Origin of the sequence: Streptomyces sp. NPDC001406 (genome assembly GCF_042895285.1) — a bacterium.
Taxonomy (GTDB): domain Bacteria; phylum Actinomycetota; class Actinomycetes; order Streptomycetales; family Streptomycetaceae; genus Streptomyces.
In genome coordinates this window covers 1-26,882 of record NZ_JBIAWG010000025.1, presented here as the reverse complement: position 1 = coordinate 26,882, position 26,882 = coordinate 1, and the positions used below count along the sequence as shown (strand labels likewise).

Here is a 26,882-nt window from a genome sequence, read left to right as displayed (position 1 = left end):
GTCGACCGCGGTGGCTTCCGCCGTGACGAGCGCGGTGGGCACCGTAGCAGCGACCGCCCGTTCAACCGGGACCGCCGTGACGACCGCCCCGGCTTCCGCTCCGCCGGCCACGACCGCCCGTACGGCCGTCGTGACGACCACCGCGGCACCGGCTCCTTCGGCCGCCGCGACGACAAGCCGCGCTGGAAGCGCAACGGCTGACGCCGAGTGACCTGCAAGGGCCCGTACGACTCCGGTCGTACGGGCCCTTCGTCGTCCATCGCGGCACCCGGGCCGCCGGTCGATCCGTACCCTTTCCGGCCTGTTCTGCCGTCCGACGCGGCCGGGTCCCCGATACCCGATCGGAGACTCGGCTCCGTCCGGCTATGCTCAGGTAGGCAACATCGCCTGGGCCCTTAGCTCAATTGGCAGAGCAGTGGACTTTTAATCCATTGGTTGTGGGTTCGAGTCCCACAGGGCCTACGGGAGAGCCCCGGTCCGGATTTCGTCCGGAGCGGGGCTCACGTCTTTTCCGCTGCGGTGTGCGTGGGGTCAGCCCGCGCTGAGTTCCGTCAACTTGCCCAGCGGCAGTGTGTGCTGGGTCTGCAGGACCTTGGCCCGCAGGTAGCGGACGTTGTGGGCGGTGGTGAAGACGCCCGTCGGGACGCGGTCGTGGACGGTGATGCCGAGGGCGCGCAGCTGTTCGGCCTTGTCGGGGTTGTTGGAGAGCAGGTCGAGTTCCCCGATGCCGAGGGCGCGCAGCATCTGGGCGGCGGCCGTGTAGTCGCGGGCGTCCTCCGGCAGGCCCAGCGCGGCGTTCGCCTCGTAGGTGTCCAGGCCCTGGTCCTGGAGGGCGTACGCGTCGAGCTTGTTGTAGAGCCCGATGCCGCGGCCCTCCTGGCGGAGGTAGAGCAGCACGCCGCCGCGGTCGGCGATGCGCTCGACCGCCTCGCGCAGCTGCGGGCCGCAGTCGCAGCGGGCCGAGCCGAAGACGTCGCCGGTCAGGCACTCGGAGTGCAGCCGGACCAGGGGGACGGGTCCGGGGTCGCCGAGGACGACGGCGATGTGTTCCTGGCCGTCGGCCAGGCCGTGGAAGGTGACGAGTTCGGCGTCGACGCTGTAACCGTCGTGGAAGCGCAGCGGTACCCGGACGCGGGCGCGCGGTGTGGCGGCTGGGGTGTCGGGCATGCGGGTTCTCCGGGGTTCAGGAGTTTCAGTTTTGAATCAGTTGCCGGGAACCCTACCCCATGCTTTAAATTTGAAGCAACGGATTTGCGGAGTCTGTCGCGGGCGTCACGAACAGGACTTCGGCGACCGGCGGCGCCATGGCACGTCGTCCGGCGCACACCGCGCGTCCTCGCCCTGGAGCGCCTCGGCGATCCCGCCGAAGATCTCCTCCAGCTGCCGTACCTGCTCCGGGCCGAGGTGATCGAAGAGGGAGGCGCGTACGGTCGCCACATGACCCGGCGCCGCACGCTCCAGCACGGCCCTGCCCTCGTCGGTCAGGACGGCGATGCTGCCCCGCTTGTCGGAGGGGCAGCCCTCACGCCGTACCAGGCGGTCCTTCTCCAGCCGGGTCACGGCGTAGGTCAGCCGGCTCCGGGTGATCTTCGACTTCTCGGCGAGGTCGGTCATGCGCAGACTGTGCTCCGGCGCCTCGGAGAGGTTGGCCAGGATGGAGTAGTACAGGTGCGGCATGCCGGTGTCCTGCTGGAGCTGCCGGTCGATCGCGTCCTCCAGGAGCAGACTGCCGGCGATGTACGCGCGCCAGGCGCGCTGCTCCTCGGGGGTGAGCCAGCGGGTCGTCATACCGCCAGTGTAAGTTTGTTTCAAACTTGAACCAAGCCCGTACGTCAGTCCCGGTCCATCAGTCTTCGTCCATAGGTCCTTCAGCCTTCGTCAGGGAGAGCGCGCCGATGCCGTACCCGTACGTCCTGCTGTCCGCAGCCGTCTCCCTCGACGGCTGTCTGGACGACACCGGCCCCGAGCGGCTGCTCCTGTCCAGCCCGGCCGACTTCGACCGGGTCGACGAGGTGCGGGCGTCGGTCGACGCGATCCTGGTCGGCGCCGGCACGATCCGCGCCGACAACCCGCGGCTCCTGGTCAACTCGCCCGAGCGGCGCGCCGCCCGCGTGGCCGCGGGCCGGCCCGAGTACCCCCTCAAGGTCACCGTCAGCGGCTCCGGCGAGCTGGACCCGGACGCGAAGTTCTGGCACACGGGCGGCGAGAAGGTCCTCTATACGACGGAGAAGGGCGCCGAGCGCGCCCGCGGACTGGGCCTCGCCGCCGATGTCGTCCCGCTCGGCCCCGACCTCGACTGGCCGGCGCTGCTCACGCACCTGTACGAGGAGCGCGGGGTGCGTCGGCTGATGGTCGAGGGCGGCGGCACCATCCACACCCAGCTGCTCCGCCAGGGCCTCGCCGACGAACTCCAGCTGGTCCTCGCCCCGCTCCTGGTGGGGGACCCGGCGGCGCCCCGGCTGTTCGGCCCCGGGGGCTACCAGGGCGGGCGGCTCCGGCTCGTGGAGTCGCGTCGCATCGAGGACGTCGTACTGATGCGGTACGAGCCGACGGCACCCGGCACCGGGCGGTCGGTCGCCGCGGCGGACCGGCACTGGATGCGGATCGCCTGCGACCTCGCGGCGCTGTGCCCGCCCTCGGAGACCGCCTTCAGCGTGGGCGCGGTCGTGGTGGCCGCCGACGGCACCGAGCTGGCCCGGGGTCACTCGCGGGAGGGCGACGACCCGGTCGTGCACGCCGAGGAGGCTGCGCTGGCCAAGGTCGACCCGGCCGACCCGAGGCTGGCCGCCGCCACGGTCTACAGCAGCCTGGAGCCCTGCGCACGCCGGGCGTCGCGGCCCGCTCCCTGTGCGCGGCTGATCCTGGACGCCGGGGTACGACGGGTGGTCACGGCCTGGCGAGAGCCGGACACGTTCGTGCCGGGCGCCGACGGCAGCGGGCTGCTGAGGGGCGAGGGCGTGGACGTCGTCGTGCTGCCCGAGTACGAGGACCGGGCCAAGGCGCCGAACCACCATCTGTCGGCCCGCGGATAAACCCGTGCGCAAGCACCCCTGAGCATGGCGTATGCTTAAGGCACACCGACGCGGGGTGGAGCAGCTCGGTAGCTCGCTGGGCTCATAACCCAGAGGTCGCAGGTTCAAATCCTGTCCCCGCTACTCAAGGCTCAGGGCCGGAATCCAGTTGATGGATTCCGGCCCTGAGTGTTTTGGCGACGACCAGGCGACTATCACGAAGAGTGACCGGACGAAAGCCCTCCGCATAACATCTGAGTCACCATCAAAAACGTTGTGACTCATGTACTGCGGTCAACTCGCCCGATTTCTACCGGTCATGGCGTGTAAGTCCGCCCGTAAAAACGTTAATGATCAAGCAGAACGGCTTGGAATCTGACAGCCGGGTCTATTAACGTTCGATAACGCAGCGCGGTCGTCCCAGCCGTCACAAGAGTCGGCTCCGTGCGCACGCGCCGAATCCCGCAAGGGAACCGGGGAACCACCACCTTGGGGTGAATCACGCGGATGCCGCCGTGGAGGCACGGCCGGTATACGCGCGTAGGAGACCTTCCTGCTCCGAACCCGTCAGCTAACCCGGTAGGCGACGGAAGGAAAGGAGTACGCCCGCGTGGCGTCCAACCGGCCTGCCCCCACAGCCCCATACGTGCCGAGCGAGCACACCGAGACCTTCGGCTACGGCAGCTACCGCACCGACGAGGGCCCGTGGGAGGAGTGGAACCCCACCGAGGAGTCCCTCAGCCCGGTACGCGGCCGGCACCGCGTCGGCAAGCAGCGCGGCGGCGGACTCGCCCGCAGCTCCACGGTCCTGGGCGTCGGCGTCATAGCCGCCGTCGGCGCGGGCGGCATGGCCAGCGCCAACACCGGCAAGCCGCCGGTCTCCATCTCCATGCCCGACCTGCCCTCCGTCGGCTCCCTGCTCGGCGACAGCACCCCGGACGACGCCCCCAGCAAGGGCTCCGCGACCGCGCTCAGCAGCGTCGGCATGACCTCCGCCGACCGCACCCAGGGCGCCTCCGACGCCGGTGAGGCACTGCGCAACCGCATCATGGCCCAGGCCGAGAAGCAGCAGGGCCAGGTCGAGACCAAGGCCGCCGCCGCTGCCGGGGCCGCCGCGGACAAGCAGGTCGCCGCCGCGGCCGCCAAGGCCGAGAAGGAGGCCGCCGCCAAGGCCGCCGACGCCAAGGCGAGGGCGGAGGCCGAGGCCAAGAGGAAGGCCGAGGCCGCGCGCCTGGCCGAGCTGGCCAAGCAGTACACGCTGCCGACCTCCTCGTACACGATCACCTCGACCTTCGGTCAGGCCGGCGCCATGTGGTCCTCCGGCTACCACACCGGCCTCGACTTCGCCGCGCCCACGGGCACGCTCATCAAGGCCATCCACAGCGGCACGATCACCGAGGCGGGCTGGGCCGGCTCCTACGGCTACCGCACGATCCTCACCCTCGACGACGGCACCGAGCTGTGGTTCTGCCACCAGTCCTCGATCAGCGTCTCCGCCGGGCAGAAGGTCAGCACCGGCGACGTCATCGGCCGCGTCGGCGCCACCGGCAACGTCACGGGCCCGCATCTGCACCTGGAGGTCCACCCGGGCGGCCAGGCCACCGGGATCGACCCGATGACCTGGCTGCGGGGCAAGGGCCTCAACCCCTGACCCACCCTGTCGACCGCCGGCGGTCCTGACGGCACCCCCCGGACGTCAGGACCGCCGGTCAGGTGTTTGCGGGATCTTTGCGGGCGTATCCGGAATCTTTCGATCCGGTGTGACCGTTGTCATAGATCATGACTTCTCTTCGTAAGCTCGGCTCCTCCGACCTGGAGGTCTTCCCGCTCGCCCTCGGCGGCAACGTCTTCGGCTGGACCGCCGACGAGACCTCCTCCTTCGCCGTCCTGGACGCCTACACGGCCGCCGGCGGCAATTTCGTCGACACCGCCGACTCCTACTCCGCGTGGATCGAGGGCCACCAGGGCGGCGAGTCCGAGACGATCATCGGCTGGGGGTCCCCCCTGCTCGAAGAGCTTGGGGGAGGGTCAAGGCCCGCGGCAACCGGTCCGACGTCGTGATCGCGACCAAGGTCAGCCAGCACCCCGACTTCCCGGGCCTGACCGCCGCCAACATCAAGGCCGCCGCCGACGCCTCCCTGCGGCGCCTGGACACCGACTACATCGATCTCTACTACCCCCACTTCGACAAGCCGGAAGTGCCGGTCGAGGAGATCGTCGGCGCGCTGGACGAGCTGGTGAAGGCGGGCAAGGTGCGGCACATCGCCGCCTCCAACATCACCGCGGACCGCCTCCAGGCGTCCCTGGACTTCTCCGACCGCGAGGGCCTGGCCCGGTACGTGGCGCTCCAGCCCCACTACAACCTCGTGTCCCGCGACACCTACGAGGGTGCTTTGCAGGACGTCGTCATCCGCAACGGCCTCGCGGCCGTCCCCTACTTCTCCCTGGCCGCCGGTTTCCTCACGGGCAAGTACCGGCCCGGTACGACGGTGGACAGCGCGCGTGCCAAGGGCGCGGCCAAGCACCTCGGCACCGAGCGCGGCCGACGGGTGCTGACCGCCCTGGACGAGATCGCCGCCGCCCACGAGGCCCCCGTCCCCACGGTGGCCCTGGCCTGGCTGGCGGCCCGGCCGACGGTGACCGCACCGATCGCCTCGGCACGCACGGTGGAACAGCTCCCGGCGCTGCTGGCGGTGGCCGAGCTGCGGCTGTCGGAGAAGGAACTGGCGCGGCTGACGGAGGCGTCGGCGTAACGGCGTGCCACGCCTGTCCGCGGCGGCCTAAGGCTGATAGGGGTTGTACGCGGGATACGGTGCCGCCGGGTACCCGTACGGCGCAGGCATCCCGTACGGCGCAGGCATTCCGTACGGCACCTGCGGCCCGTACACCGGACGGGGCGGCGCGGACGTCCGGGCCGCGTACTCCATCGCCGGTCGGGCCACCTGGCGCCGCTTCCACAGCTCGGCCAGCAACTCCCGCTCCCGTACGACGTAGTCGGCCCCCGCACGGCCCCGGCGCCCGCGGTGGCGCAGGAACGCCAGTGCCGTCGCGTCCGCCTCGTACTGCCCCACGGCGCGCGCCGCCTGCTTGCCCAGGTGGTGGCCGGCGTAGTCCCGGGCCATCTGCCGCGCCCGCATCGAGCCGAGCACGAACGGCTCGGCGGGGCCCAGCCATCCGGCGAAGACATACACCGGCAGCTCCTCCCGCACGGTCCGCAGCTCACGCTGCCGCGTCCAGATCGCCAGCCAGGTCAGCAGGCCGAACGCGGGCACCATGAACGCCCCGTACACGGCGAAGAAGCCGTACGGGCCGAAGGTCGAGGAGCCGTTCCAGAACGCGTGCATGCTCATCGCGAGCAGCAGCCCGCCGAGCGGCACCAGCACCCGCCGCACATGCTGCCGCTCGGCGGAGAGCGCGGCGATGCCGAAGCCGATGCCGGTGAGGACGGTGAAGAGGGGGTGCGCGAACGGGGACATGACGACGCGCACGAAGAACGTCGCGGCCGTGACGGAGGCGATGCCGCGGTCGCCGGTGATCTGGTCGGTGCCGAAGGCGGTACCGAGATAGAGGATGTTCTCGGTGAAGGCGAAGCCGGTGGCGGTGACGCCGGCTATCACCACGCCGTCCACGATCCCGGTGAAGTCCCGTCTGCGGAACAGGAAGACGAGAAGCACGGCCGCCGCTTTGGAGGACTCCTCCACGATGGGCGCTATGACGGTGGCGCCGAGGGTGTCGGCGCTGGACGGATCGGCGGTGGCCGTGGCTATCCAGCGCGTCGCGAAGCTGTTGGCCACGATGGCTATCAGCGCCGCCGCGCAGGCGCCCCAGGCGAACGCGAAGAGCAGGTTCCGCCAGGGCCCCGGCTCGACCCGGTCGAGCCAGCGGAAGGCGGCTATGAGCAGGGGCACGGGCAGCACGGCGAGACAGATCCCGACCAGGAACCCTTCCGTGCCGGTCTGTTCGCGGACCAGGGCGAGGATGACGAGCCCGGAGAGCGCGAGCAGGGTGATGAGCGCCCCGTACCGCACCCACCTGCGCTGCCACCAGCGCGGGTGATGGAGCGCACCGACGTCGGGGCCGGCGGGGTGCGTCGGATACGGGGGAAAGGCGGTCACGGCATTGACCCTAACGTCGCTGCTGCTCCCGGTGCTGTACGCGGCGGAAGAGCAGATCGTTCACCACATGACCCTTGTCCAGTCCCTGACCCTCGAAACGGGTCAGCGGCCGGAAGTCGGGGCGCGGCGAGAAACCGCCGTCGGGGCGGGTGTTCTCGAAGTCCGGGTGCGCGGTCAGCACTTCGAGCATCTGCTCGGCGTACGGCGCCCAGTCCGTCGCGCAGTGCACGATCGCCCCCGGTCTGAGGCGGGTGGCGGCCAGGCCGAGGAACTCCGGCTGGATCAGCCGCCGCTTGTGATGCCGCTTCTTCGGCCAGGGGTCGGGGAAGTAGACGCGCAGCCCGTCGAGCGAGTCGGGCGTGAGCATCTCGCGGAGCAGGATGATCGCGTCCCCGTTGCCGACCCGGACGTTGGACAGCCCGTTCTGGTCGCAGAGGTTGAGCAGGTTGCCCTGCCCCGGGGTGTGCACGTCGACGGCGAGGATGTTGAGGTCGGGGTTCCCGGCGGCCATCTGCGCGGTGGCCTCGCCCATGCCGAACCCGATCTCCAGCACCACGGGCTTGTCGTTCCCGAACAGCTCGGCCAGGTCGATGACCCGCTGCCCGTCGATGTCGAGTCCCCACTTGGGCCACAGCCGCTGCAGCGCGTCGGCCTGCCCCGCGGTCACCCGGCTGCGCCGCGGCTGGAAGCTCCGGATCCGCCGCTCGAAGTGCGATCCGGCGGGATCGGCCTTGGGGCCGTCCGGGAAGCGCGGCTCACCCTTGGCGCGGGTGTGCCGGACGGAGACGCCGGGGACGTGCCGGGGGGATTCGGGGGTGTTCAGGAACTCAGACACAGTGGTGACGATTTTACGCGAGCAGGGACACGGGGAACCGGTCAGGACGAGCCCAGCACGGCCAGCGCCCGGCGCGCCACCGACCTGCCGATCGGCAGCGAGGCCGTGGCCGCCGGAGACGGTGCGTTCAGCACGTGCACGGTCCGTGCTCCCTCCCGGATCAGGAAGTCGTCGACGAGCGTCCCGTCCCGCAGGACGGCCTGCGCGCGCACTCCCGGGGCCGCCCGCACCAGGTCGTCCGGCCGCACGGCGGGCAACAGTCTGCGCACCGCCTCCGTGAACGCCGGTTTCGACACCGAGCGCCAAAACTCCCCCGCCCCGTACCGCCAGTGCTGCCGGGCCATCGCCCACGCCCCGGGCCAGGCCAGCGTGCCCGCCACCTCACGCGGCCGTACGACCCCCCAGCCGTACCCCTCCCGGGCCAGGGCGGGCACCGCGTTGGGGCCGACGTGCACGCCCCCGTCGATCCCGCGCGTGAGATGCACGCCGAGGAACGGGAACGCCGGGTCCGGCACCGGATACACCAGTCCCCGCACCAGTCCGGGCCGTGCCAGCTCGTAGTACTCGCCCCGGAAGGGCACGATCCGCACCTCGGGCTCGTCGCCGGTCAGCCGGGCCACCTCGTCGCAGTACAGCCCGGCGCAGTTCACCAGCACCCGCCCGCGCACGATGTCCCCGCCCGCCGTCCGCACGGCGACCCCCAGCTCCGGGCGGCGGTCCACCTGCACCACCCGTGCCCCGTACCGGATCTCGGCCCCGGACGCCTCGGCGAGCTGCCGTGCGACCCCGGCGAAGTCGGCCACGCCCGTCGTCCCGACGTGTATGGCCGCGAGGCCCTGCACCTCCGGCTCGTACTCGGCGATCTGTGCGGCGCCCAGCTCCCGCACCGGTATCCCGTTCTCCCGGCCGCGCTGCACCAGGGCGTGCAGCCGCGGCAGCTCGGACCGCTCGGTGGCGACGATCAGCTTGCCGGTGACGGCGTGCGCGATGCCGTACTCGGCACAGAACTTCACCATTTCGGCGGCGCCCCGCACCGCGTACCGCGCCTTGAGCGAGCCGGGCCGGTAGTAGATCCCGCTGTGGATCACGCCGCTGTTGCGCCCCGTCTGGTGCCGGGCCGGTCCCGGCTCCTTCTCCAGCACGGTCACCCGCGTGCCCGGCGCGGCACGCGTGATCGCATACGCCGTGGACAGCCCGACGATCCCACCGCCGACCACCAGCACGTCGCAGTCGTACGCGACCTCCCGCACCTGCACCACCTCCTGGCATCGATAGTGCACTGCGCCACTGACAGTGTCTTCAAACGCAGGGGGAGGGGCCGGCGAGGCGGAGCGCCTACGCGTGAGCCAAGAGTGGTCGTGCCCGCTCCCGCAGCTCGACCACACGCGGTTCGTCGCCGTACGGCTCCAGCCGGTGAAGCAGATCCTTCACGTACTCCGTGGTGCGCGCGGACGATATCCGCCCCGCGACCTCCACGGCCCGCACCCCCTGCTCGCACGCCGCGTCGAGATTGCCCGACTCCAGTTCGGCGACCGCCGAGACGACCAGCCGCAGCCCGTGCGACCGCACGAACTCCTCCGTCGGCTTCGATAGTGCCTGCTCCGTGAAGCGCCGGACCTGCCGTGGTGCCTTCAGATCGCGGTAGCACTCGGCGGCGTCGGCGGCGAAACGGTCGTAGGAGTAGAAGCCGAGCCAGGTCGGATCGTTGTCGCCCTCCCGGGCCCGCTCCAGCCAGCCCTCGGCGGCCTTCAGGGCCGCGCCGGCCGCCTGTGCGTCACTGGCGCGTGCGTGCGCGCGTGCCTCGACCAGGCGGAAGAAGCTCATGGTGCGGGCGGTGGCCAGACCCCGGTTGCGCTCGACGGCGGCCTGCGCGAGGTCGACGCCCTCGTCGCCGAAGCCCCGGTAGGTCGCCTGCAGGGACATGGAGGCCAGGACATAGCCCCCGAGGGGGACGTCGGCGGCCGCGCGGGCGAGGCGCAGCGCCTGGATGTAGTACCGCTGTGCGGCCTCCTGCTGGCCCGTGTCGAAGGCCATCCAGCCCGCGAGACGGGTGAGTTCGGCGGAGGCCCCGAACAGGGCGCGGCCGACTTCGTCGGAGTACGAGCCGAGCAGCAGCGGTGCCGCCTCCACCCGTAAACACTCGGGCACCATGGACGAACGCCAGTCGCCGCCTCCGTATTTGGAGTCCCAGCGCCTGGCGTCCTCGGCGGCTTCCCGCAGTTTCTGCACATCGCTGTGGCCGACTTTGATCGGTGCGCCGGAGCCCTCGGAGGGGTTTGCGTCCCGTGCGACCGAGCTGTCGGCGGGGGTTATCAGCCACCGTGAGGCGGGCGTTGCGTATGCGCTCACCGCGAATGATCCGGCCAGGGACTGCCAGATGCCGCCGGAGCCGGCCCGGCGGCCGGCGAGGTCGAGACGGTACAGCTCCGTCGCCGACCGCACCGCCTGTCCTACGTCTCTGGGGAAGGCGAGGCCCACTTCGGGTGCGGGGTCCGCGTCCGCCAGGCCGATCTCGTGGAGCGGCACCGGGCGGCCGAGCTTCTGGCCGATCGCGGCCGCGATGAGGTGGGGCGCGGCACCCTGCGGCACCATGCCCTTCGACACCCAGCGCGCGACCGAGGTCTTGTCGTAGCGAAGAGTCAACCCGCGTTGAGCGCCAAGATCGTTGACGCGTCGCGCGAGTCCTGCGTTGCTGATTCCCGCGAGGGCGAGAACGGCGCCGAGCTTTTCGTTCGGCCCGCGTTGCTCCCTGGACATGCGCCACCCCTCGACACAGACGGCTGCCGCGCTGGCATAACCACGCGGCATTCGTAAACCCAGCGTAGTTCGCCGCATCCCAAGCGTTAAGGGGCATTGTTCCGGTTGGCGGGATTGTGGTCCGTGGCGAAGTGCCGGCCCTGTACGCACCGTGCACGGCATGTCGCGACGTGCCCCCGTCGTGTGGCCGTGCGCCCGTCCGTGCGCTCTTCTCCGGCCACGTGGGGAGCGGTTCCATGGATCGTGCGTGGGTCGGCCCGCTGTACTGGATCCAGTGGGCTGGGGGACACCGCCACCTTCATCCCCGCGGGTGGCGGACCGGTCCGGGAGGCGGTGCCCGCCTCCCGGACTGTGCGCTGTCGGCGCGCTGCGCCGAGCCTGTACGGAGCGTGCTCGAACCTGTTTCTGCGTCTGCGATTTGGCCGAAAATCGACCCCGCTGCTCGCGGGTGATTACCGCTCCTACCACGGGACTTGAGGGCGCGAAGGGCGTTTTCGGGGAGCATTTCGGGGGCGCATTCGAGTCGCAGTTCCCTTGTCTCGCACGGGGGTTCGCTTCGCCACGGGCACGCGCGCGTGGGCGCATTCCATCGGCGGAAGGAGGCGCCGCCGCACCTCGGGGGCGCGTTCTTCATGGCAGCATGGTGAACCGGTTCGTACCGTGCACTGGTTGTCCACAGCCTGTGGAGGCGTCGATGCGGTGGTTGGTGGGATGGAGCAGCGCCGCCGCCGGTGCCGGCGCGATCGGCTCCGCGGGCGCGACCGGACACGACGGCGAGACCGTGCACCCGATCGGCTCCCAACTCCTGTGGGGCGACCCCGATCCGCTGTGGGCGGTCGGCGACTGGCGCCCGGACGAGGTGCGGGTGATCAGGGCCGACGCCCAGAACCGCATCGCCGTCCTCGGCACCTGCGGTGCCTCCGACGAGGAGTTGCGGCTCGGCCTGTTCACCGCGCGCGGAGGGGCACTTCGGCATCTGACGGCCTGGTCCGGCAGTTACACGGCCGTCGTCCAGGTAGGCCGCCGCGTCACCGTCTGCGGCGATCTCGCGGGCGCCCGCCCGGTGTTCTACACCCCCTGGGCCGGCGGCACCGCGTACGCGACGGCCGCGCTGCCGCTCGCCGACCTCATCGAGGCCAACCTCGACTTCGGCCACCTCGCGGCGCTGCTCGCCGCTCCCGACGTACCGGCCGCGCTGCACGATTCGACGCCGTACGACGGCGTGCGGCGCGTTCCGCCGGGACATGCCCTGATCCTGCGTGCGGGCGCGCGCGAGATCGCCGGGTACGAGCCGGTCGCCTCCCTCGCCGTGGCGGCGCCCTCGGCCGACCCGGACAGGGCGGTGGACGCCGTGCGGGACGCGCTCGTGGAGGCGGTGCGCGCTCGTCTGTCGGCACCCCGGCACGTCCCCGACATCGACCCCGGCCCGGTGCCCGGCATGGGCCCGGCCGAACGGCGTGCCGCGCGCGGGATGCCCGTACCCGGGATCGGCGCGGACCTGAGCGGCGGCTCCGCCTCGGGGACGCTGGCCCTGCTGGCCGCCGGCCTCCCGGGCATGCCGGGCACGATCCTCGGACATGGCACCGGCGCCGGTGAGCGGCTGCTGGCCGTCACCTTCAACGACCTGGCCGTCGGGGGCCGCGAGGCCGAACTGGAGCGGGCGGGGAGCCTCGCGTCCAACCCGCGCCTGCACCACGTCGTGGTGGCCGGCGGCGAGGAGGTACTGCCGTACGCCGACCTGGACGGCCCGCTCACGGACGAGCCGGCACCCTCGCTCGTCCTGGCGGCCCGGCATCGGGCGCGCCTCGCGTCGGGCAGCGCGGACCACTTCACCGGCTACGGCGCCCGCCAGGTCCTGGACGCCCACCCGGCCCGCTTGGCGGACCTGCTGATGGACCGCAAACGGCGCCACCTGGTGCGTCCGGTCGCGGCACTGGCCAAGGCGGACGGTTCGGTGATGGTCCCCGCGCGCGTGTACAGCGCGGCACGGCGGCTGGCGCGGACGCCGTACCGGGCGGGCGTGGAAGTGCTCGCCGAACGCCTGCTGCGCCGGCGGTTCGACGAACCCGGAGGCGCGGTCGGAGCGTCCCTCGCGGCGCTCACCTGGGCCAGACCGGGGCCCGCGGCGCGCTGGCTGACCGGAGAGGCACTGGCTGAAGTATCGGTTCTGCTCCAGAGTTCGGCGAACCGCTCCGGAGTGGGCCCCGGCCAGCGGCCCGGCGACTACCGCGCGCGTGCGGCGCTGGCCCGGCACGCGGCGGACATCCGGGTGCTGGAACAGGCCGCCGAGATCCGCTCCCAGCGGCTGCACGCCCCGTTCCTCGACAACCAGGTGGTCCGCGCCTGCCGCGAACTCCCCGAGGCCCTCAGGGTCCAGCCCGGCGCCCGCGCCGCCATCCTCCGTACGGTCCTGGAGGGCGCCGGCGTCACCGACCTCCCGCCCGGCTGGGGCGCCCCCTCCCACGCCTCCTCGGCCGCCGCCGCCCGCACGGGCCTGCGCGTGGCCGCCGACTCCCTCGTCTCCCTCTTCACCACCCCCCTCCTCGCGGAGGCGGGCCTGATCGAGGCCCGCGTGGTCCGCAAGGCACTGCGCGGGGCGGCCGCGGGCGAGCCGCTGCCGCTGGACGGCCTGGCGGACCTGGTCTCCCTGGAGCTGTGGCTGCGCCGGCTGCTGGCCCGCAGGGGCACCTGCTGGACGGGCACCCCGGCACGCGCGCGTGCGGTGCCGGCGGGGATCACGCCCCAGCGGGGGGCGCTGGGGGCGGGGGCCGCCGCGCGACGGGGGTAGGCGCCTGCACCGGGCACCGCCCTGAAGCGGGCGACGCCGGACCGGTGCCAAGTGCTCCTCGGCGCCGCCCCACCGCAGCGGGACGACCGCGCCCCGAAACTCCGTGCCCCCGCTCGCCACCCCGGCGACAATGACCCGGTGCGGTACAGAATCCTGGGCGTTGCCCGAGCGACGGACGACCAGGGCACCTCCATCCCCCTCGGCGGCGCCCGGCTGCGTGCGCTCCTCACCGCCCTCGCCCTGCGCCCCGGCCGCACCACACCCCCCGACACCCTGATCGACGAGGTCTGGGCGGACGACCCGCCCCAGGACGCCACGGCCGCGCTCCAGGCGCTGGTCGGCCGCCTGCGCCGTACCGTCGGAAAGCACACCGTCTCCTCCGGCCCCGGCGGCTACCGCCTGGAGGCCACTGGGGACGACGTCGACCTGCACGTCTTCGAGCGGCTCGTGCGCGACGGCACCGCCGCCCTCGACCGGGGGGACCCGGCCACCGCCTTCCGCGCCCTCACCGAGGCCCTCGCCCTCTGGTACGGCCCCGCCCTCGCCGACCTCCCCGACCGCACCGCCGCGACCCGCCCGCAGGCCCTGCGCCTGGAGGCGACCCGGGCCCGGGCGGCCGCCGCCCTCCGACTCGGCCGCGCCCCCGAGGTCGTACCGGAGCTGACGGAGCTCACCACGGCCCACCCGTACGACGAACCGCTGCACGCCCTCCTCATCCGCGCCCTGCGCGACACCGGCCGCACCGCCGACGCCCTCGCCGCGTACGACACCGCCCGCCGCACCCTCGCCGACGGCCTGGGCGCCGACCCCGGCCAGGAACTCAAAGCCCTCCACGCGGAGTTGCTCACGCAGGAGGCTCCCGCTGTCTCCCCCCTCGGCCGGTTCCGCGAGCGCACCGGCAATCTGCGCCCCCGCCTGACGTCCTTCGTCGGCCGGGAACCCGAGCTCGCGGCCGTTCGTTCCGAATTGCGCAGGGCCCGCCTCGTCACCCTCACCGGACCGGGCGGCTCGGGCAAGACCCGTCTCGCCGAGGAGGCCGCCGCCGGGCTCCCGCAGGCATGGCTGGTCGAACTCGCCCCGCTCGACCGGCCCGAGGCGGTGCCGGGCGCGGTGGTCAGCGCGCTCGGTCTGCGCGAGACCGTCCTCATGACCAGCGAACTGGCCACCCACCAGGACGACCCGGTCGCCCTGCTCGTCGAGTACTGCGCCCCGCGCAGCCAACTCCTGATCCTTGACAACTGCGAACACGTCATCGGCGCGGCCGCCGGCCTCGCCGAGACACTGCTCACCCGCTGCCCGGGCCTCACGATCCTCGCCACCAGCCGTGAAGCCCTGGGCGTCCCCGGTGAGTCGGTGCGCCCGGTCGAACCCCTCGTCCCCGAGCAGGCGCACCGCCTCTTCGAGGAGCGCGCGGCGGCCGTCCGTCCCGACGCCGACGCCGTGCTCCACGACAAGGAGGCGGTCGACGAGATCTGCCGGCGCCTCGACGGCCTCCCCCTCGCCATCGAGCTCGCCGCCGCCCGGCTGCGGCTGCTCACCCCCCGGCAGATCGCCGACCGCCTCGACGACCGCTTCCGCCTCCTCACCTCCGGCAGCCGTACGGTCCTGCCCCGCCAGCAGACCCTGCGTGCCGTGGTCGACTGGTCCTGGGAGCTCCTCGACGAGCGGGAGCGGACGGTGTTGCGCGAGGTGTCGGTGTTCGCCGGCGGCTGGGATCTCGCGGCGGCGGAGGCCGTGTGCACGGGCCCGGCGTCGGAGCTGATCGGGGCGCTCGTCGACAAGTCCCTCGTCGTCGCCGCACCGGACGGCTCGGACGCCCTGGACGGCATGCGGTACCGCATGCTGGAGACCATCCAGGAGTACGCCGGAGAGCGCGCCACCGAGGTCCCCGAGTTGCGCGCCGCGGCCGAACTGCGGCACCGCGCGTGGGTGCGCGCCCTGACCGAGCGGGCGGAACCGCTGCTGAGGTCCGGGGCCCAACTGCCGTGGATCTCCCGCCTGGAGACCGAACTGGACAACATCCGCGCCGCCCTCGACCGCACCCTGCGCGACGGCGACGAGGAGACGGCGGGCGCGCTCGTCCTCGCGGTCGGCTGGTTCTGGTGGCTGCGCAACTACCGCCAGGAGGCCGTGGACTGGGTGGGGGCGGTGCTGCGCCTGGGCGTCGCCGTGGACGCCCTGCCCGAGGACGCCACGGCTCGGGCGCGGCTCGCCGCCTCCGCCGACCCGGTGGGCGCCTTTCTCGCGGCCCCCGACGCGGAGGCGGGCCATCCCCTGCGCGACCTGCGCATGGACCTGCGGATGCTCCATATGTTCCTGACGTCCGAGACCGGCGCCCCGGACCTGCTGACGGACGAGCGGGCCCCGGAGTACATCGCGCGCGTGCGGGCCGTCTTCGAGCACGGCGGGCCGCGGTCCGCGCGGCTGCCGGGCATCGTCTGGCCGCTCACCGCCTACTACCTGGGCGGTCCGGCGGAGGTGGGCCCCGACATGGATGCGGCGGTCGCCAACTGCCGTCTCCACGGCGACGACTGGGCGGTCGGCGTCAGCCTGATGTACCGCACCCACGTGGTCGTCGACTCGCCCGGCAATCTGCGGGGCGTCGACGAGGACCTGGCGGAGCTGCGGGTGCTCAGCCGGCGGGTGGGGGACCGCTGGATGCGGGCCCAGGTGTGCAGCGCGGCCGGCGAGGCGGCCATGGCACGCGGCCGGTTCGAGGAGGCCGGGCGCGAGTACGAGGAGGCGCTGCGTCTCGCCTACGAGGTGGGCGGATACGCCGAGTCGCCGTTCCTGATCGCGCGGCTCGCCGAGATCGCCTACCGCTCGGGCGACCGGGCGGCGGCGCTTTCCGCCCTGGACGAGGCGGCCGCGGCGGCCGACCAGTACGGGGTGGCGGAGTCCCGGGCCTTCATCCTGCTGCTGCGGGCGCACATCGCCCAGGACGCCGGAGACATGGTCCGCGCGCGCGAGCTGTTCGAGGCCACGCGCCGGGCGATGGCGGGCGGAAACGCCCCGCCCCAGTTCACGGCGGGCCTGGGCGCGGTCGAGGCCCTGATCACGGCCGGCGAGTCCGGTCCCGCGCACGCTCTGCCGGTCGTGGCCGAGGTGCTGCGCGAGGCAGTGCAACGGCGGTGCGCCGAGTCGATCACGGCAGGGCTCGTGGACATCGCGGCCGACCTGATGGCCCGGCTCGGCGATCTCGCGGGTGCGGTACGGCTGTTCACGGCCGCCGACCACTGGCGCGTCGGCCATCCACGCCCCGAGCCGGAGCGCACCCGCGCGGCGGCCGTCGACACCACGGCCCGGGCGCAGCTGCCCCCCGCCCGGTATGCGGCCGAGCGCGCCCGGGGAGCGTCCTACACCACGGACGACGTACTGCGGGAGCTGGACCGCACGCCCACCGCCAGCGGCGGACTTGACGCCCCTAGCGGCAGGTGAACCTCGCGTCGGCCCAGTCGGCGAGCGCCGCGGCGTCGAAGGCGTTGCTGTGCGGCTCGACCACCAGCCGTACGGTGCGGTGCCCGGCCAGGTTCACATGGACGGGGACGGCCGAAGCGCCGCCCTTGACCATCCCGGACCGCCACAGCCGGACGCCGTCGGCGTAGACGGAGAAGTAGACCTTGCCGAGTCCCAGGGTCAGGTCGTCGACGCCGGCCATCGCGTCGTACGCGGAGCACTCCCGGTTGAGGTCGACGGTGACGGAGGAGACGCCGTGGACGGTCACACCGCGCGCGTAGTGCTGGTCGGCGACGGACAGGCCGTAGCGCCGCCACACCCAGCTGCTCTCGGCCAGCCGCATCTCGGGCTTGCTGCCGTCGCCGGTGATGTCGTACCGCAGATCGCTCCACTGGTAGACGACCGGCGCCGGAGGGGGTGCGGGTGTCGTGGGCGGAGCGGGGGTGCGGGTGGGCGTCGGTGTCGGTGTCGGCGTGGGCTTCGGTGAGGGGGCCGGGGTCCGGCTCGCGCTCGGGCTCGATGTCGGGTTCGGGCTCTGTCCGGGTGCGCTGGACGGGGTGCGGGCCGGCGTCGGGGCGGCCACGGGGACGATGCCCGGTGCCGTCGGTGTGGGCGGCGTCTTCGAGGGCGTGGGGGCCGGCGACTGCGGCTGGGCGACCGACGGCGAGGAGGACGGCTTGGCGACGTCCTTGGCCGGGTGGCCGTCGTTCAGGAGGGCGAGCGCCACCGTGGCGACCCCGACCGCCACCACACCGGCCGCGATACCGGCCTTCACCGACCCGGCCAGCCCCTCGGCAGCCGCCGCGCCACCGCCCGCCCCGCCGGACGAGCCGGCACCGGCCGTGACGGCCGCGCCCGCGGCGCCCACTCCGGCGCCGGTGGCGATGATCCCGAGCGCCTTGGCGTACCCGGCGGCGCCGAACCAGCCGATGACCGCGACCGGGACGACCGCGGGGATCCCGCTCGCGACCTCCTCGATCTGGGCGGCCGCCAGCCGGCAGCCGGCGCACTCCGCCAGGTGCTTGCGCAGGCCCCGCTCGGCGCGGATGCGCAGCTTGCGGCGGGCGTACGTGCCGAGCTGGTCGGCGTAGCGCGCGCATTGCGCGTCGCCGCCGAGCGTGGCGCTGACATGGGCCTGGAGGTAGGCCTGCTTGAGGCCCTCGCGGGCGCGGCTGGCGAGCACGCGCGTGCCGTTGGCGTCCAGCCCGAACAGGACGGCCACCTCGCTCGGCGACTCGTCCTCCACCTCGGTGTGCCACAGCACGGCCTGCCAGCGCTCGGGCAGCGAGCGGAAGGCGCGCATGGCGAGAGACTGCTCGGCCTCGTGCAGGGCCCGCACATCGGCGCCCAGGGTGAGTGTGCCGTCGCCCGGCACCTCGGACGCGCGCGTGGCATGAGCGGCGAAGACCGCGAAGTCGTCGACGAGCTGCTCGCGCCGGGACGACTTCGTCCAGTGTGCGGCCACCCGCCTGACGGAGGTGAGCAGATAGGCGCGTACGGCGTGCTCGGGTCCCGAGCCGCCGCGCACCGCCTGGAGCATGCGGGCGAAGACCTCGGCGGTCAGATCGTCCGCGGTGTGGGCGTCGCGGCAGCAGGAGCGCGCGTAGCGGCGCACGGCGTCCGCGTGGCGCCGGTACAGCTCCTCGTACGCCGTGTCGTCGCCCGCACGCATCCGTTCGATCAGCTCGCCGTCGCCCGGCGCCGCCGCACGCGACGGCAGGGGGCTGCTCTCGCGCTGGGCCGGGACGCTGCCCTTCGCCGGGTCGTCGGAGCGCGCCGGGTCGTCGGAGCGAGGTACGTCCGCCCGGCCTCCCTGGCTGGGCACCTGGGGCGCGGTCAGCCCGCCGGCGTCAGCGTCACCGTCACCGAGGGACTCGTCCCACCCGTCAACGCTCATCGCGGAAAGCCCCCGACGCCTGCAAGCCCGACCCGATCACCGGGTCAGAGTGCCATACCGGCCTTGGTTCAGGACCCCCGAGTACGAGCCATCCACTCGTCCGAGCGGACTTGCCGTCCGGCCGGTACCGGCCTTCACCCGGACGGGGAGGGCTCAACGAGCCGACCCCGCCGGGTACTTGATCGGCGTGTGCAAAGGCCGCACCGCTCACGCGGGACGCGAACGCAGCCCCTCCAGCAGGATGTCCAGCAGCCGTGCCGAGGCCGCCGCCTGCTGGGCCGCGTCCGGCAGCGACGGGGCCGCCGTGGCGATCACCAGCAGTACGTCGGACACCGACACGTCCGGCCGCAGTTCGCCCGCCGCACGGGCCCGCTCCACGAGCCGGCCGACCACTTCGAGCAGCGCCGCCGCACCCGCGTCGTCGTCCGCGGCAGCGGCCGGCTTCTCGGACACCAGCCGCAGCTCACCGGCGCCCGGCTGGCTCCGCTGCTGCGGCACCCGAGCCTCCTCGGCCGCGGAGCCCGCGTCCTCGGTGCCGTCCTCCTGGACGCCGACCCGCAGCACCTGCGGCGGCAGCAGCCGTCCGGCCCCCGAGGCCACCGACGTGCGCAGGAAGCGCGACAGCGCCGACCACGGCTCGTCCTCCTGCCCGAGCGCCGCCCGCGCCTGGTCGGTCAGCCGGGAGGTCTCCTCCTCGGCTATCCGCCGGACCAGGACGTCCTTGCTCGGGAAGCGCCGGTACACCGTGCCCACACCGACCCGCGCGCGCCGCGCCACGTCCTCCATCGGAGCGCCGTAACCCAGCTCGCCGAAGACCTCGCGCGCCGCTCGCAGCACGTGCTCCAGATTGCGCTGTGCGTCCACCCGCAGCGGCGTCGTGCGCGACCCGTCCGCGCGTCCGTTGCCCGCCGCCGCGCCCATCGCACCGCCGGCGGGTGCGATGGCGTTCGCCGAAGACCAATGCGTGTCCTGAATATGCATAAGCGTTCCCCCGGTTAATGACGTCTCCCCCCGGAGACTCCCCGCCACTGAATCCGGAGTGCGCGGAACTGGCACCGTTCCCTGAGCGGGACCGCCCGTCGCGGACCCGTTCGACCACATCCCCTACACCCCGTCGACACACGAACATAGTTGAGAGGGAGTCAATTCAGAAGGGGCAGGTTCCGCACGGAGCGCCCCCCGATCGGAGTACGGAGCGCATACGTCCCGTTTGCGCACTCTGGCGCCCTCGTGTCCGCCCCCGCTGACCTGCCCGCTTTCTCCCGGCTTCGACAGCCCCGGCGCCGCCGCGATCACCAGGTCGCCGGTCACACAAATTGTCGAGGCTGTGGACAAACAAGAGCGCCGGGTGCGTCATGGGATGGTGAAGGAACGTGCGCGCATTCTCGTTGTCGGCGGCGGCTACGTCGGGATGTACACCGCCCTGCGACTTCAGCGGAGGCTGAAACAGGAGCTCAGGCGGGGCGACGTCGACATCACTGTCGTCACTCCGGATCCGTACATGACGTATCAGCCGTTCCTGCCCGAAGCGGCCGCCGGTTCGATTTCTCCTCGTCATGTCGTCGTACCGCTGCGCCGCGTCCTGGACCAGTGCCATGTCGTCGTCGGCGAGGTGGTGGCCGTGGACCACACCACGCGGACGGCCACCCTCACCACGCTCGCCACCGAGGAGGAGGGCAGGGGCGCCGAGCGCCTCGCCTACGACGAACTCGTCCTCGCCCCCGGCTCGATCGCGCGCACGCTCCCCATCCCCGGCCTCGCCGAGCACGCCGTCGGTTTCAAGACCGTCGAGGAGGCCATCGGCCTGCGCAACCACGTCCTTGAGCAGATGGACATCGCCTCCTCCACCCGCGACCCCGCCATCCGCGACGCGGCCCTCACCTTCGTCTTCGTGGGCGGCGGCTACGCCGGAGTCGAGGCACTGGCCGAACTCGAGGACATGGCCCGCTACGCCACGCGCTACTACCACAACGTCCGGCCCGAGGACATGAAGTGGATCCTCGTCGAGGCCGCCGACCGGATCCTCCCCGAGGTCGGCGCGGAGATGGGCCGCTACACCCTGACCGAACTGCGCCGCCGCAACATCCAGGTCCTCCTGGAGACCCGCCTCGAATCCTGCGTCGACCGAATCGCCGTACTGAGTGACGGCCAGCGCTTGCCGACCCGTACGGTCGTGTGGACCGCCGGCGTCAGACCGCACCCGGTCCTCGCCGCCACCGACCTGCCGCTCGACGGCCGCGGCCGCCTCAGGTGCACCGCCCAGCTGACCGTCGACGGCGTGGAACACGCGTGGAGCGCGGGCGACGCCGCAGCCGTCCCCGACGTCACGGCTCAGGAGCCGGGCAAGGAGACCGCGCCCAACGCCCAGCATGCGGTACGCCAGGCCAGGGTCCTCGGCGACAACATCGCGCACGTCCTGCGCGGCGAGCCCCTCGACACCTATGCGCACTCCTACGCCGGTGCCGTCGCCTCACTCGGACTGCACAAGGGCGTAGCACAGGTCTACGGCCGCAAGCTGAAGGGCTACCCTGCCTGGTTCATGCACCGCGTCTACCACCTCAGCAGGGTGCCCACCTTCAACCGCAAGGCCCGCGTACTCGCCGAATGGACCCTCTCCGGACTCTTCAAGCGGGAGATCGTCTCCCTGGGCTCGCTCGAACATCCCCGCGCGGAGTTCGAACTCGCGGCCGGTGGAAAGCCTCATCACGACCCCTCGGACGACCCGAAGGGGTCGTCCTGACCGGACCGAGGAACTCCCCGAGCCGCTCCGGCGTCTGACGGATGTTGCCGCGGTCGGCCGGCCTGCCAGACTGCCCCACGACCTTGGACGGGCATCCGCCCGCCCTCAGCACCCATGAGGCTTTTCCCGAGCACCGCAATTCCCGGGGGCAACCCCCGGACCCCCGGCCGGATCCGGTGCCGGCCGACCACGACGACACGAGGCAAGGATTCGTGAACTTCACGCGCTGGAGCGCCCGGCTCCCCGGAACGCAGCGCCGCGCCGCAGCGCGGACCGAGCACGCGGTCACTCCGGACCGGCGGGGGGAAGGCTCCGTGCCCGCGGCCCGCGCCGAACAACTGACCGACGACGCACCGTCCGTGCCCGCCGTCGACGAGCTCCCCGCGCGCGAGGTCCTCGACCGCGTCCCGGCCCTCGTCGCCCTGGTCCACGGCCCCGACCACCGCATCGCCTACGTCAACGACGCCTACGCCGCGGCGTTCGGCCAGCGGCCGCTCGGCGAACCCGCCCGCGAGGCCCTCCCGGAGCTCGCCGAACTGGGCCTGCTGCCCCTCCTCGACCAGGTCCTGCGCAGCGGCAAGCCCCGCACGCTCAAGTCCCGCAGGGCCCCCGACGGCCGCTCCTACACCTTCACCTGCACCCCGGCGGCCGAGAACGGCGTCCGGGACGGCGGCGACGGCGCGGTGCTGGTCTTCGCCACCGACGTCACCGACCACGCCGAGGCCGCCGAACGCCTCCGCGCCAGCGAACGCCGCCAGCGCGAGACCGCCGTGACCCTGCAGCGGAGCCTGCTCCCCCAGGAGCTGGAAGAGCCGGACGACCTGAGGATCGCGGCGACCTACCAGCCCGGCGGCACCGAGTCCGCGGTCGGCGGCGACTGGTACGACGTGATCACCCTGGGCGGCGGCCGCACGGCCCTGGTGATCGGCGACGTGATGGGCAGGGGGGTACGGGCGGCCGCGGTGATGGGCCAGCTCCGCACGGCGGTGCGCGCGTACGCCCGCCTGGACCTGCCCCCGCACGAGGTCCTCCAGCTCCTGGACGGCCTCGCCACGGAGATCGACGCCAACCAGATCGCCACCTGCGTGTACGCCATCCACGACCCGAACGAGGGCCAGCTGGTGTACGCCTCCGCCGGGCACCTGCCCATCCTGGTCCGCGACGAGAGCGGCACGGTGCTGCGCGCCGACGAGCCGACCGGTCCCCCGCTCGGCACGGGCGGCTGGATGCACGCGTCGGGCTCGATCCCGCTGGGCCCCGGCTCGACCGCGGTCCTCTACACGGACGGCCTGGTCGAGCGCCGGGACGAGGACCTGGACGAGGGCATCGCGTCACTGGAGCGGGCACTGGCGGGGGCGACAGGGACACCCCAGGTGGTGTGCGACCGCCTGGTCCGCACCGCGGGCGTCACGGCCGACCACGACGACGACGTGGCGGTCCTGGTCCTCCAGCACCCGGCCCGCACGGGCCCCGACGGCGACCTCTTCCGCAACGCGGCCCTGGAACTCCTCGGCGGAGTGGAAGCGGCCCCACGCGCGCGTGCGTTCGCCTCCGGCGTGCTGACCAGCTGGCGTTTCCCCGCCGAACTGCACGACCTGGGCGTCCTCGCCACCAGCGAACTGGTCGCCAACTCCCTGCAGCACGGCACCCCGCCCATGCGTCTGAGACTCCGCCGCACCGACCGCCGCCTCATCGTCGAGGTCACCGACGGCGACGACCACCTCCCGCGCCGCCGGCGCGCGGAACCGGCCGACGAGTCGGGCCGGGGCATCGCCATCGTGGCGACGATCGCCTCGAACTGGGGATCCCGGCGGACCCCGGGCGGCGGGAAGGCGGTGTGGTGCGAGTTCGTGCTGCCGCGCGCCATCTAGGCGAACCCGCTCCGCGGTGCTACTAGCTCCCCATGGCAGACGAACCGGGATTTCAGCTCAAGGGAAGCGCTCCCGAGCGCTATGAGGAGTATGTGGCGCCGCTGATGGCGCCCTTCACGACGGCGTTGCTCGACGCCGTGGACCTGTGCCCAGGCGATGTCGTCCTCGACCTCGCCTGCGGCACCGGCTTCGCCGCCCGCGCGGCCGCCGCCCAGGTCGGCCCCGCCGGCCGCGTCCGCGGCGTCGACGTCAACACCGGCATGCTCAAGGTGGCCGTCGCCCACCATCCACGCCTGTACCCCGACATCGAGTTCACCGAGGCCTCCGCCGACCGGCTCCCCTACCCCGACGCAACCTTCGACGCGGTCGTCTGCCAACAGGGCGCGCAGTTCTTCCCCGACCTCACCGAGGCCCTCACGGAGACGGCCCGTGTCATGCGCCCCTCCGGTCGCTTCGCGGCCACCGTCTGGGCCGACATGAGCCTCTCGCCGTACCTCACCGCCCAGTACGAAGCCATCAAGGAGTACGGCGGCGACGAAGCCGCGGCCGCCTTCGGCACCGCCTTCGCCTGTACGGCCGACCGGCTGACCGACGCCCTCGGCAAGGCGGGCTGCCACGACGTCACGACGCGCGAGATCACCTTCGGCATCGCCCTGCCCCCGCTCGCGGACTTCGCCCCGGGCCATCTCTCCGTCCTGCCCTGGGGCCAGCGGCTCGCCGAAACCCACGGCGAGGAGACGCTCGTCGCCGCGGGCCACTCGATCGCCGCCCGCCTCGCCGACCGCACGGGCCCCGACGGCAGGCCGACACTCCCCTTCACCGCGATCCTGGCGACCGCGATCCGGTAGAGGCACAGCGCGATCCGGCAACGAGACCGCGCGATCCGGTGAAGCAGAAGGCGGCCGCCACCCGAAGGTGACGGCCGCCTTCGCCGTGCTCACGCCTCGGCGACCACCGGCTCCGCGGGCGCCGCGCCTCGCGCCACGACCCGGCTCCTCGCCTGCCAGGGCCGGTCCTGCGCGGCGGTGAGCTGCCGCCCCAGCCGGAGCGCGAGGGCGGTGATGCCCAGCGAGAACAGCAGGAACGTCACGATGTACGACGTGTGCAGCGAGGCCGCCATCGGCCCGCCCACCGCGGGCCCGACGGCCAGCGCCAGCTGCTTCACCAGGGCGAAGGCGGAGTTGTACTGCCCCGCCATCCCCTCCGGCGCCAGATCGGCCACCAGCGGGGCGACGGTCGGTGACAGCATCGCCTCACCCAGCCCGAACAGCGCGTACGTCGACACGAACGCGGCCGTGGCCATCTCCTGACTGCCGTGCCCCAGACCCGCGTACCCGGCCACGACCCACGCCACGGCCCAGATCAGGCCCACGGCGGCGATCACCCGGGAGCGGCGACGGCGCTCGACGAACTTCAGCACGGCGAACTGCGCAACCACGATCATCAGGGTGTTCGCGGCCAGCGCCGTACCGAGCGCGGAGGTGGAGATCCCCGCGGCCTCGACACCGAACGCGGCCAGCCCGGACTCGAACTGTCCGTAGCAGGCGAAGAACAGCACGAAGCCCAGCACGGACAGCTGCACCATGGCCCGGTTGTCGAGCAGCTGCTTCCAGCTGCCCTTCGCCGACCGCGCGGGGGCGTCCTCGATCCGCGGCGAGTGCGGCATCCGCACCGTCGACATGATCACGACGAGCAGCAGGAACATCGCCGCCTCGATCGCGAACAGGAGCGTGAAGGAGGAGACGTGCGTGGTGTCGACCAGATGGCCGCCGATGAGCCCGCCGACCCCGAGCCCGAGGTTCTGCAGGAAGAACTGCGTCGCGAACGCCCGCGACCGAGTCTCCGCCGACGAGCAGTCCACGATCATCGTCGCCAGCGCCGGCTGCATCACGGCCTGCCCTGCCCCGAGCGCCGCCGCGGAGAGGAGCACGGCAGGCGCATTGCCCGCGAGCCCCAGGCTCAGGGCGCCCAGTGCGGCCATGACCAGGGCGGCGAGCAGGACCGGCAGCGGGCCGCGCCGTACGATCGCCCGGCCGGCGAACGGCAGCACGATGAGCGCGGCCACGGCGAAGACGGCGAGGACCAGCCCCGCTGTCATGGCTCCAAGACCCCGCACCTGCGCCACATAGACGTACAGGTAGGGGACGGTGAAGCCGAGCCCGAACGCGCTGAGTGCGTTGCCCACGTGGATCCGGCGCATCGCTGCGCCCATCGCCCTGGTCACGTTCACCTCTCTCAGGTAGTTGGTGTGTCTCAGTACTTAGAACCGAAGACTTCGAAGATAAAGTTCGAAGCTAAAGAGTACACATCCAAGGACTTCAACGCCAAGCGGCCCCATGCGATACTTGCCCCCATGGGCGACACCTCCGGCACCATCGGCATCGGCGGCGAGCCGACCCTCGAAGAGCAGATCGCCGCCTACCAGCGCGAGTTCCAGGACCTCGACCCCCAGGTCGAGAAGATCGTCTCGGCGCTGTCCCGCCTGAACCGCCGCATGAACGTCGCCTACGGCCGCCAGACCTCCGCCCTCGGCATCAGCAACGCCGAGTGGGAGGTCCTCAAGGCCCTCGTCCTCTCCGGCGCCCCCTACCGCCTGGGCCCCAGCGACCTGGCCAAGCGCCTCGGCCTCACGCCGGCCGCGATGACCCACCGCATCGACCGGATGGTGGCGGAGGGCCTCGTCACCCGTGAGCGGGACGAGTCCAACCGCGTTCGGGTGATCGTGGAGCTGACCCCCGAGGGCCGCGAGAAATGGCTGGAGGCCATGCGCCTCGCTTCCGTCTTCGAGGAGGACCTCCTCCAGGACCTCTCCGCGGAGGAGCGCACGGTGCTCGGGGAAGTCCTCACCCGGCTGCTCCGCAGGGTGGAGCACGCCCAGCCGGACGCCGGCGGGCGCCTCTCCGACCTGGACTGACGTCCGGCAGAAAAGATCTTGACAGAGGGCGCTTGACAGCCCCCTGCCCGATCCGTAAAGTTCTTCGGGTTGCCACGGGACCGTAACGGTTCTGCGACAGCACCTCCCGCCGCAGCAGCGGCAGCCCAAACCATCAGCACGATCACCCAGCCGGGTTGAATTCGGCGTGCCCGAATTCAATTCGATTCGGACACGGCAGCTCGATTAGGAACTGCCGAGAGGATCCGCTAAGGTTTGAGACGTCGGAACGGCCCAACGGCCGCGAGGACAAACCCCGCTGACTGGGAATCAGGCCCGAAAGGATCTGATAGAGTCGGAACCGCCGGAAAGGGAAACGCGAGAGCGAGAACCTGGAAAGCACCGAGGAAATCGGGTCGAGAAAAGATCTGATAGAGTCGGAAAAGCAAGACCGAAGGGAAGCGCCCGGAGGAAAGCCCGAGAGGGTGAGTACAAAGGAAGCGTCCGTTCCTTGAGAACTCAACAGCGTGCCAAAAGTCA

The 26,882-nt window shown here is 72.4% G+C and carries 18 protein-coding genes, 2 tRNA genes, 1 pseudogene and 1 riboswitch; of the genes and pseudogenes, 12 read left to right on the top strand and 9 right to left on the bottom strand.

Annotated features, from left to right (window positions below; all coding sequences use genetic code 11):
* Nucleotides 1–201 (top strand): hypothetical protein (locus ACFY1J_RS41670; protein WP_390733038.1); only part of this gene is annotated, 201 nt, incomplete at its 5' end.
* A gap of 188 nt (nt 202–389) precedes the next feature.
* Nucleotides 390–462 (top strand) — tRNA-Lys (locus tag ACFY1J_RS41665).
* A 69-nt stretch (nt 463–531) separates the two neighbouring features.
* On the opposite strand, the gene ribA is transcribed toward ACFY1J_RS41665, so the two are convergent.
* Together ribA and ACFY1J_RS41655 are read right to left on the bottom strand one after the other, a co-directional pair.
* Nucleotides 532–1,167, bottom strand: a complete 636-nt coding sequence (ribA, locus tag ACFY1J_RS41660) for a GTP cyclohydrolase II (RefSeq protein WP_390712292.1) — start codon at nt 1,165–1,167, stop codon at nt 532–534.
* 105 nt (nt 1,168–1,272) lie between these two features.
* Nucleotides 1,273–1,788 carry a MarR family winged helix-turn-helix transcriptional regulator gene (locus ACFY1J_RS41655; protein ID WP_390712291.1) on the bottom strand — a complete coding sequence of 172 codons (516 nt, stop codon included), beginning with the start codon at nt 1,786–1,788 and terminating at the stop codon, nt 1,273–1,275.
* A gap of 107 nt (nt 1,789–1,895) precedes the next feature.
* Here ACFY1J_RS41655 and ACFY1J_RS41650 point away from each other — a divergent pair, with 107 nt between their 5' ends.
* From ACFY1J_RS41650 to ACFY1J_RS41635, 4 genes and pseudogenes are all read left to right on the top strand, one after another.
* A complete protein-coding gene (locus ACFY1J_RS41650) occupies nt 1,896–3,032 on the top strand; it encodes a dihydrofolate reductase family protein (RefSeq protein WP_390712290.1) in 1,137 nt (378 codons plus the stop codon).
* Between the two features lie 49 nt (nt 3,033–3,081).
* Nucleotides 3,082–3,155: transfer RNA gene (locus tag ACFY1J_RS41645), tRNA-Met, on the top strand.
* Between the two features lie 299 nt (nt 3,156–3,454).
* Nucleotides 3,455–3,614: riboswitch (cyclic di-AMP (ydaO/yuaA leader) on the top strand.
* A 7-nt stretch (nt 3,615–3,621) separates the two neighbouring features.
* Complete coding sequence (locus tag ACFY1J_RS41640) at nt 3,622–4,662, top strand: M23 family metallopeptidase (protein WP_390712289.1); 1,041 nt, start codon at nt 3,622–3,624, stop codon at nt 4,660–4,662.
* 128 nt (nt 4,663–4,790) lie between these two features.
* A pseudogene (locus ACFY1J_RS41635) lies at nt 4,791–5,764 on the top strand (aldo/keto reductase).
* Nucleotides 5,765–5,791: 27 nt separating this feature from the next.
* Here the strand turns inward: ACFY1J_RS41635 and ACFY1J_RS41630 are convergent.
* The 4 genes from ACFY1J_RS41630 to ACFY1J_RS41615 form a co-directional block, all read right to left on the bottom strand.
* Nucleotides 5,792–7,126, bottom strand: coding sequence for a PrsW family intramembrane metalloprotease (locus tag ACFY1J_RS41630; RefSeq protein WP_390712288.1), 1,335 nt, complete (start codon nt 7,124–7,126; stop codon nt 5,792–5,794).
* A 10-nt stretch (nt 7,127–7,136) separates the two neighbouring features.
* The gene (gene trmB / locus ACFY1J_RS41625) at nt 7,137–7,961 is read right to left on the bottom strand and encodes a tRNA (guanosine(46)-N7)-methyltransferase TrmB (protein WP_390712287.1); all 825 of its coding nucleotides are present in this window, start codon (nt 7,959–7,961) and stop codon (nt 7,137–7,139) included.
* Nucleotides 7,962–8,002: 41 nt separating this feature from the next.
* Complete coding sequence (gene lhgO / locus ACFY1J_RS41620; protein ID WP_390712286.1) at nt 8,003–9,220, bottom strand: L-2-hydroxyglutarate oxidase; 1,218 nt, start codon at nt 9,218–9,220, stop codon at nt 8,003–8,005.
* Nucleotides 9,221–9,296: 76 nt separating this feature from the next.
* A complete protein-coding gene (locus ACFY1J_RS41615) occupies nt 9,297–10,718 on the bottom strand; it encodes an MFS transporter (RefSeq protein WP_390712285.1) in 1,422 nt (473 codons plus the stop codon).
* 694 nt (nt 10,719–11,412) lie between these two features.
* Here ACFY1J_RS41615 and ACFY1J_RS41610 point away from each other — a divergent pair.
* Both ACFY1J_RS41610 and ACFY1J_RS41605 read left to right on the top strand, forming a co-directional pair.
* Nucleotides 11,413–13,506: an asparagine synthase-related protein gene (locus ACFY1J_RS41610; RefSeq protein WP_390712284.1), complete on the top strand. Its 2,094-nt coding sequence runs from the start codon at nt 11,413–11,415 to the stop codon at nt 13,504–13,506.
* Nucleotides 13,507–13,644: 138 nt separating this feature from the next.
* Complete coding sequence (locus tag ACFY1J_RS41605) at nt 13,645–16,944, top strand: BTAD domain-containing putative transcriptional regulator (protein ID WP_390733037.1); 3,300 nt, start codon at nt 13,645–13,647, stop codon at nt 16,942–16,944.
* Here the strand turns inward: ACFY1J_RS41605 and ACFY1J_RS41600 are convergent.
* Together ACFY1J_RS41600 and ACFY1J_RS41595 are read right to left on the bottom strand one after the other, a co-directional pair.
* Nucleotides 16,931–18,859: a sigma-70 family RNA polymerase sigma factor gene (locus ACFY1J_RS41600; RefSeq protein ID WP_390733036.1), complete on the bottom strand. Its 1,929-nt coding sequence runs from the start codon at nt 18,857–18,859 to the stop codon at nt 16,931–16,933. The genes ACFY1J_RS41605 and ACFY1J_RS41600 overlap by 14 nt on opposite strands.
* A 207-nt stretch (nt 18,860–19,066) precedes the next feature.
* Complete coding sequence (locus ACFY1J_RS41595) at nt 19,067–19,840, bottom strand: TetR/AcrR family transcriptional regulator (RefSeq protein ID WP_390712281.1); 774 nt, start codon at nt 19,838–19,840, stop codon at nt 19,067–19,069.
* 379 nt (nt 19,841–20,219) lie between these two features.
* Between ACFY1J_RS41595 and ACFY1J_RS41590 the strand changes: the two genes are divergently transcribed.
* From ACFY1J_RS41590 to ACFY1J_RS41580, 3 genes are all read left to right on the top strand, one after another.
* Nucleotides 20,220–21,599, top strand: coding sequence for an NAD(P)/FAD-dependent oxidoreductase (locus ACFY1J_RS41590; RefSeq protein ID WP_390712280.1), 1,380 nt, complete (start codon nt 20,220–20,222; stop codon nt 21,597–21,599).
* Between the two features lie 212 nt (nt 21,600–21,811).
* Complete coding sequence (locus tag ACFY1J_RS41585) at nt 21,812–23,470, top strand: SpoIIE family protein phosphatase (RefSeq protein ID WP_390712279.1); 1,659 nt, start codon at nt 21,812–21,814, stop codon at nt 23,468–23,470.
* Between the two features lie 32 nt (nt 23,471–23,502).
* Nucleotides 23,503–24,318 carry a class I SAM-dependent methyltransferase gene (locus ACFY1J_RS41580; RefSeq protein ID WP_390712278.1) on the top strand — a complete coding sequence of 272 codons (816 nt, stop codon included), beginning with the start codon at nt 23,503–23,505 and terminating at the stop codon, nt 24,316–24,318.
* Between the two features lie 89 nt (nt 24,319–24,407).
* On the opposite strand, the gene ACFY1J_RS41575 is transcribed toward ACFY1J_RS41580, so the two are convergent.
* Entirely contained in the window at nt 24,408–25,694 is a 1,287-nt protein-coding gene (locus ACFY1J_RS41575; RefSeq protein ID WP_390733035.1) for an MFS transporter, read from the bottom strand.
* A gap of 129 nt (nt 25,695–25,823) precedes the next feature.
* On the opposite strand from ACFY1J_RS41575, the gene ACFY1J_RS41570 reads away from it, so the two are divergent.
* Nucleotides 25,824–26,384: a MarR family winged helix-turn-helix transcriptional regulator gene (locus ACFY1J_RS41570; protein ID WP_390712277.1), complete on the top strand. Its 561-nt coding sequence runs from the start codon at nt 25,824–25,826 to the stop codon at nt 26,382–26,384.
* Nucleotides 26,385–26,882: the final 498 nt, after the last annotated feature.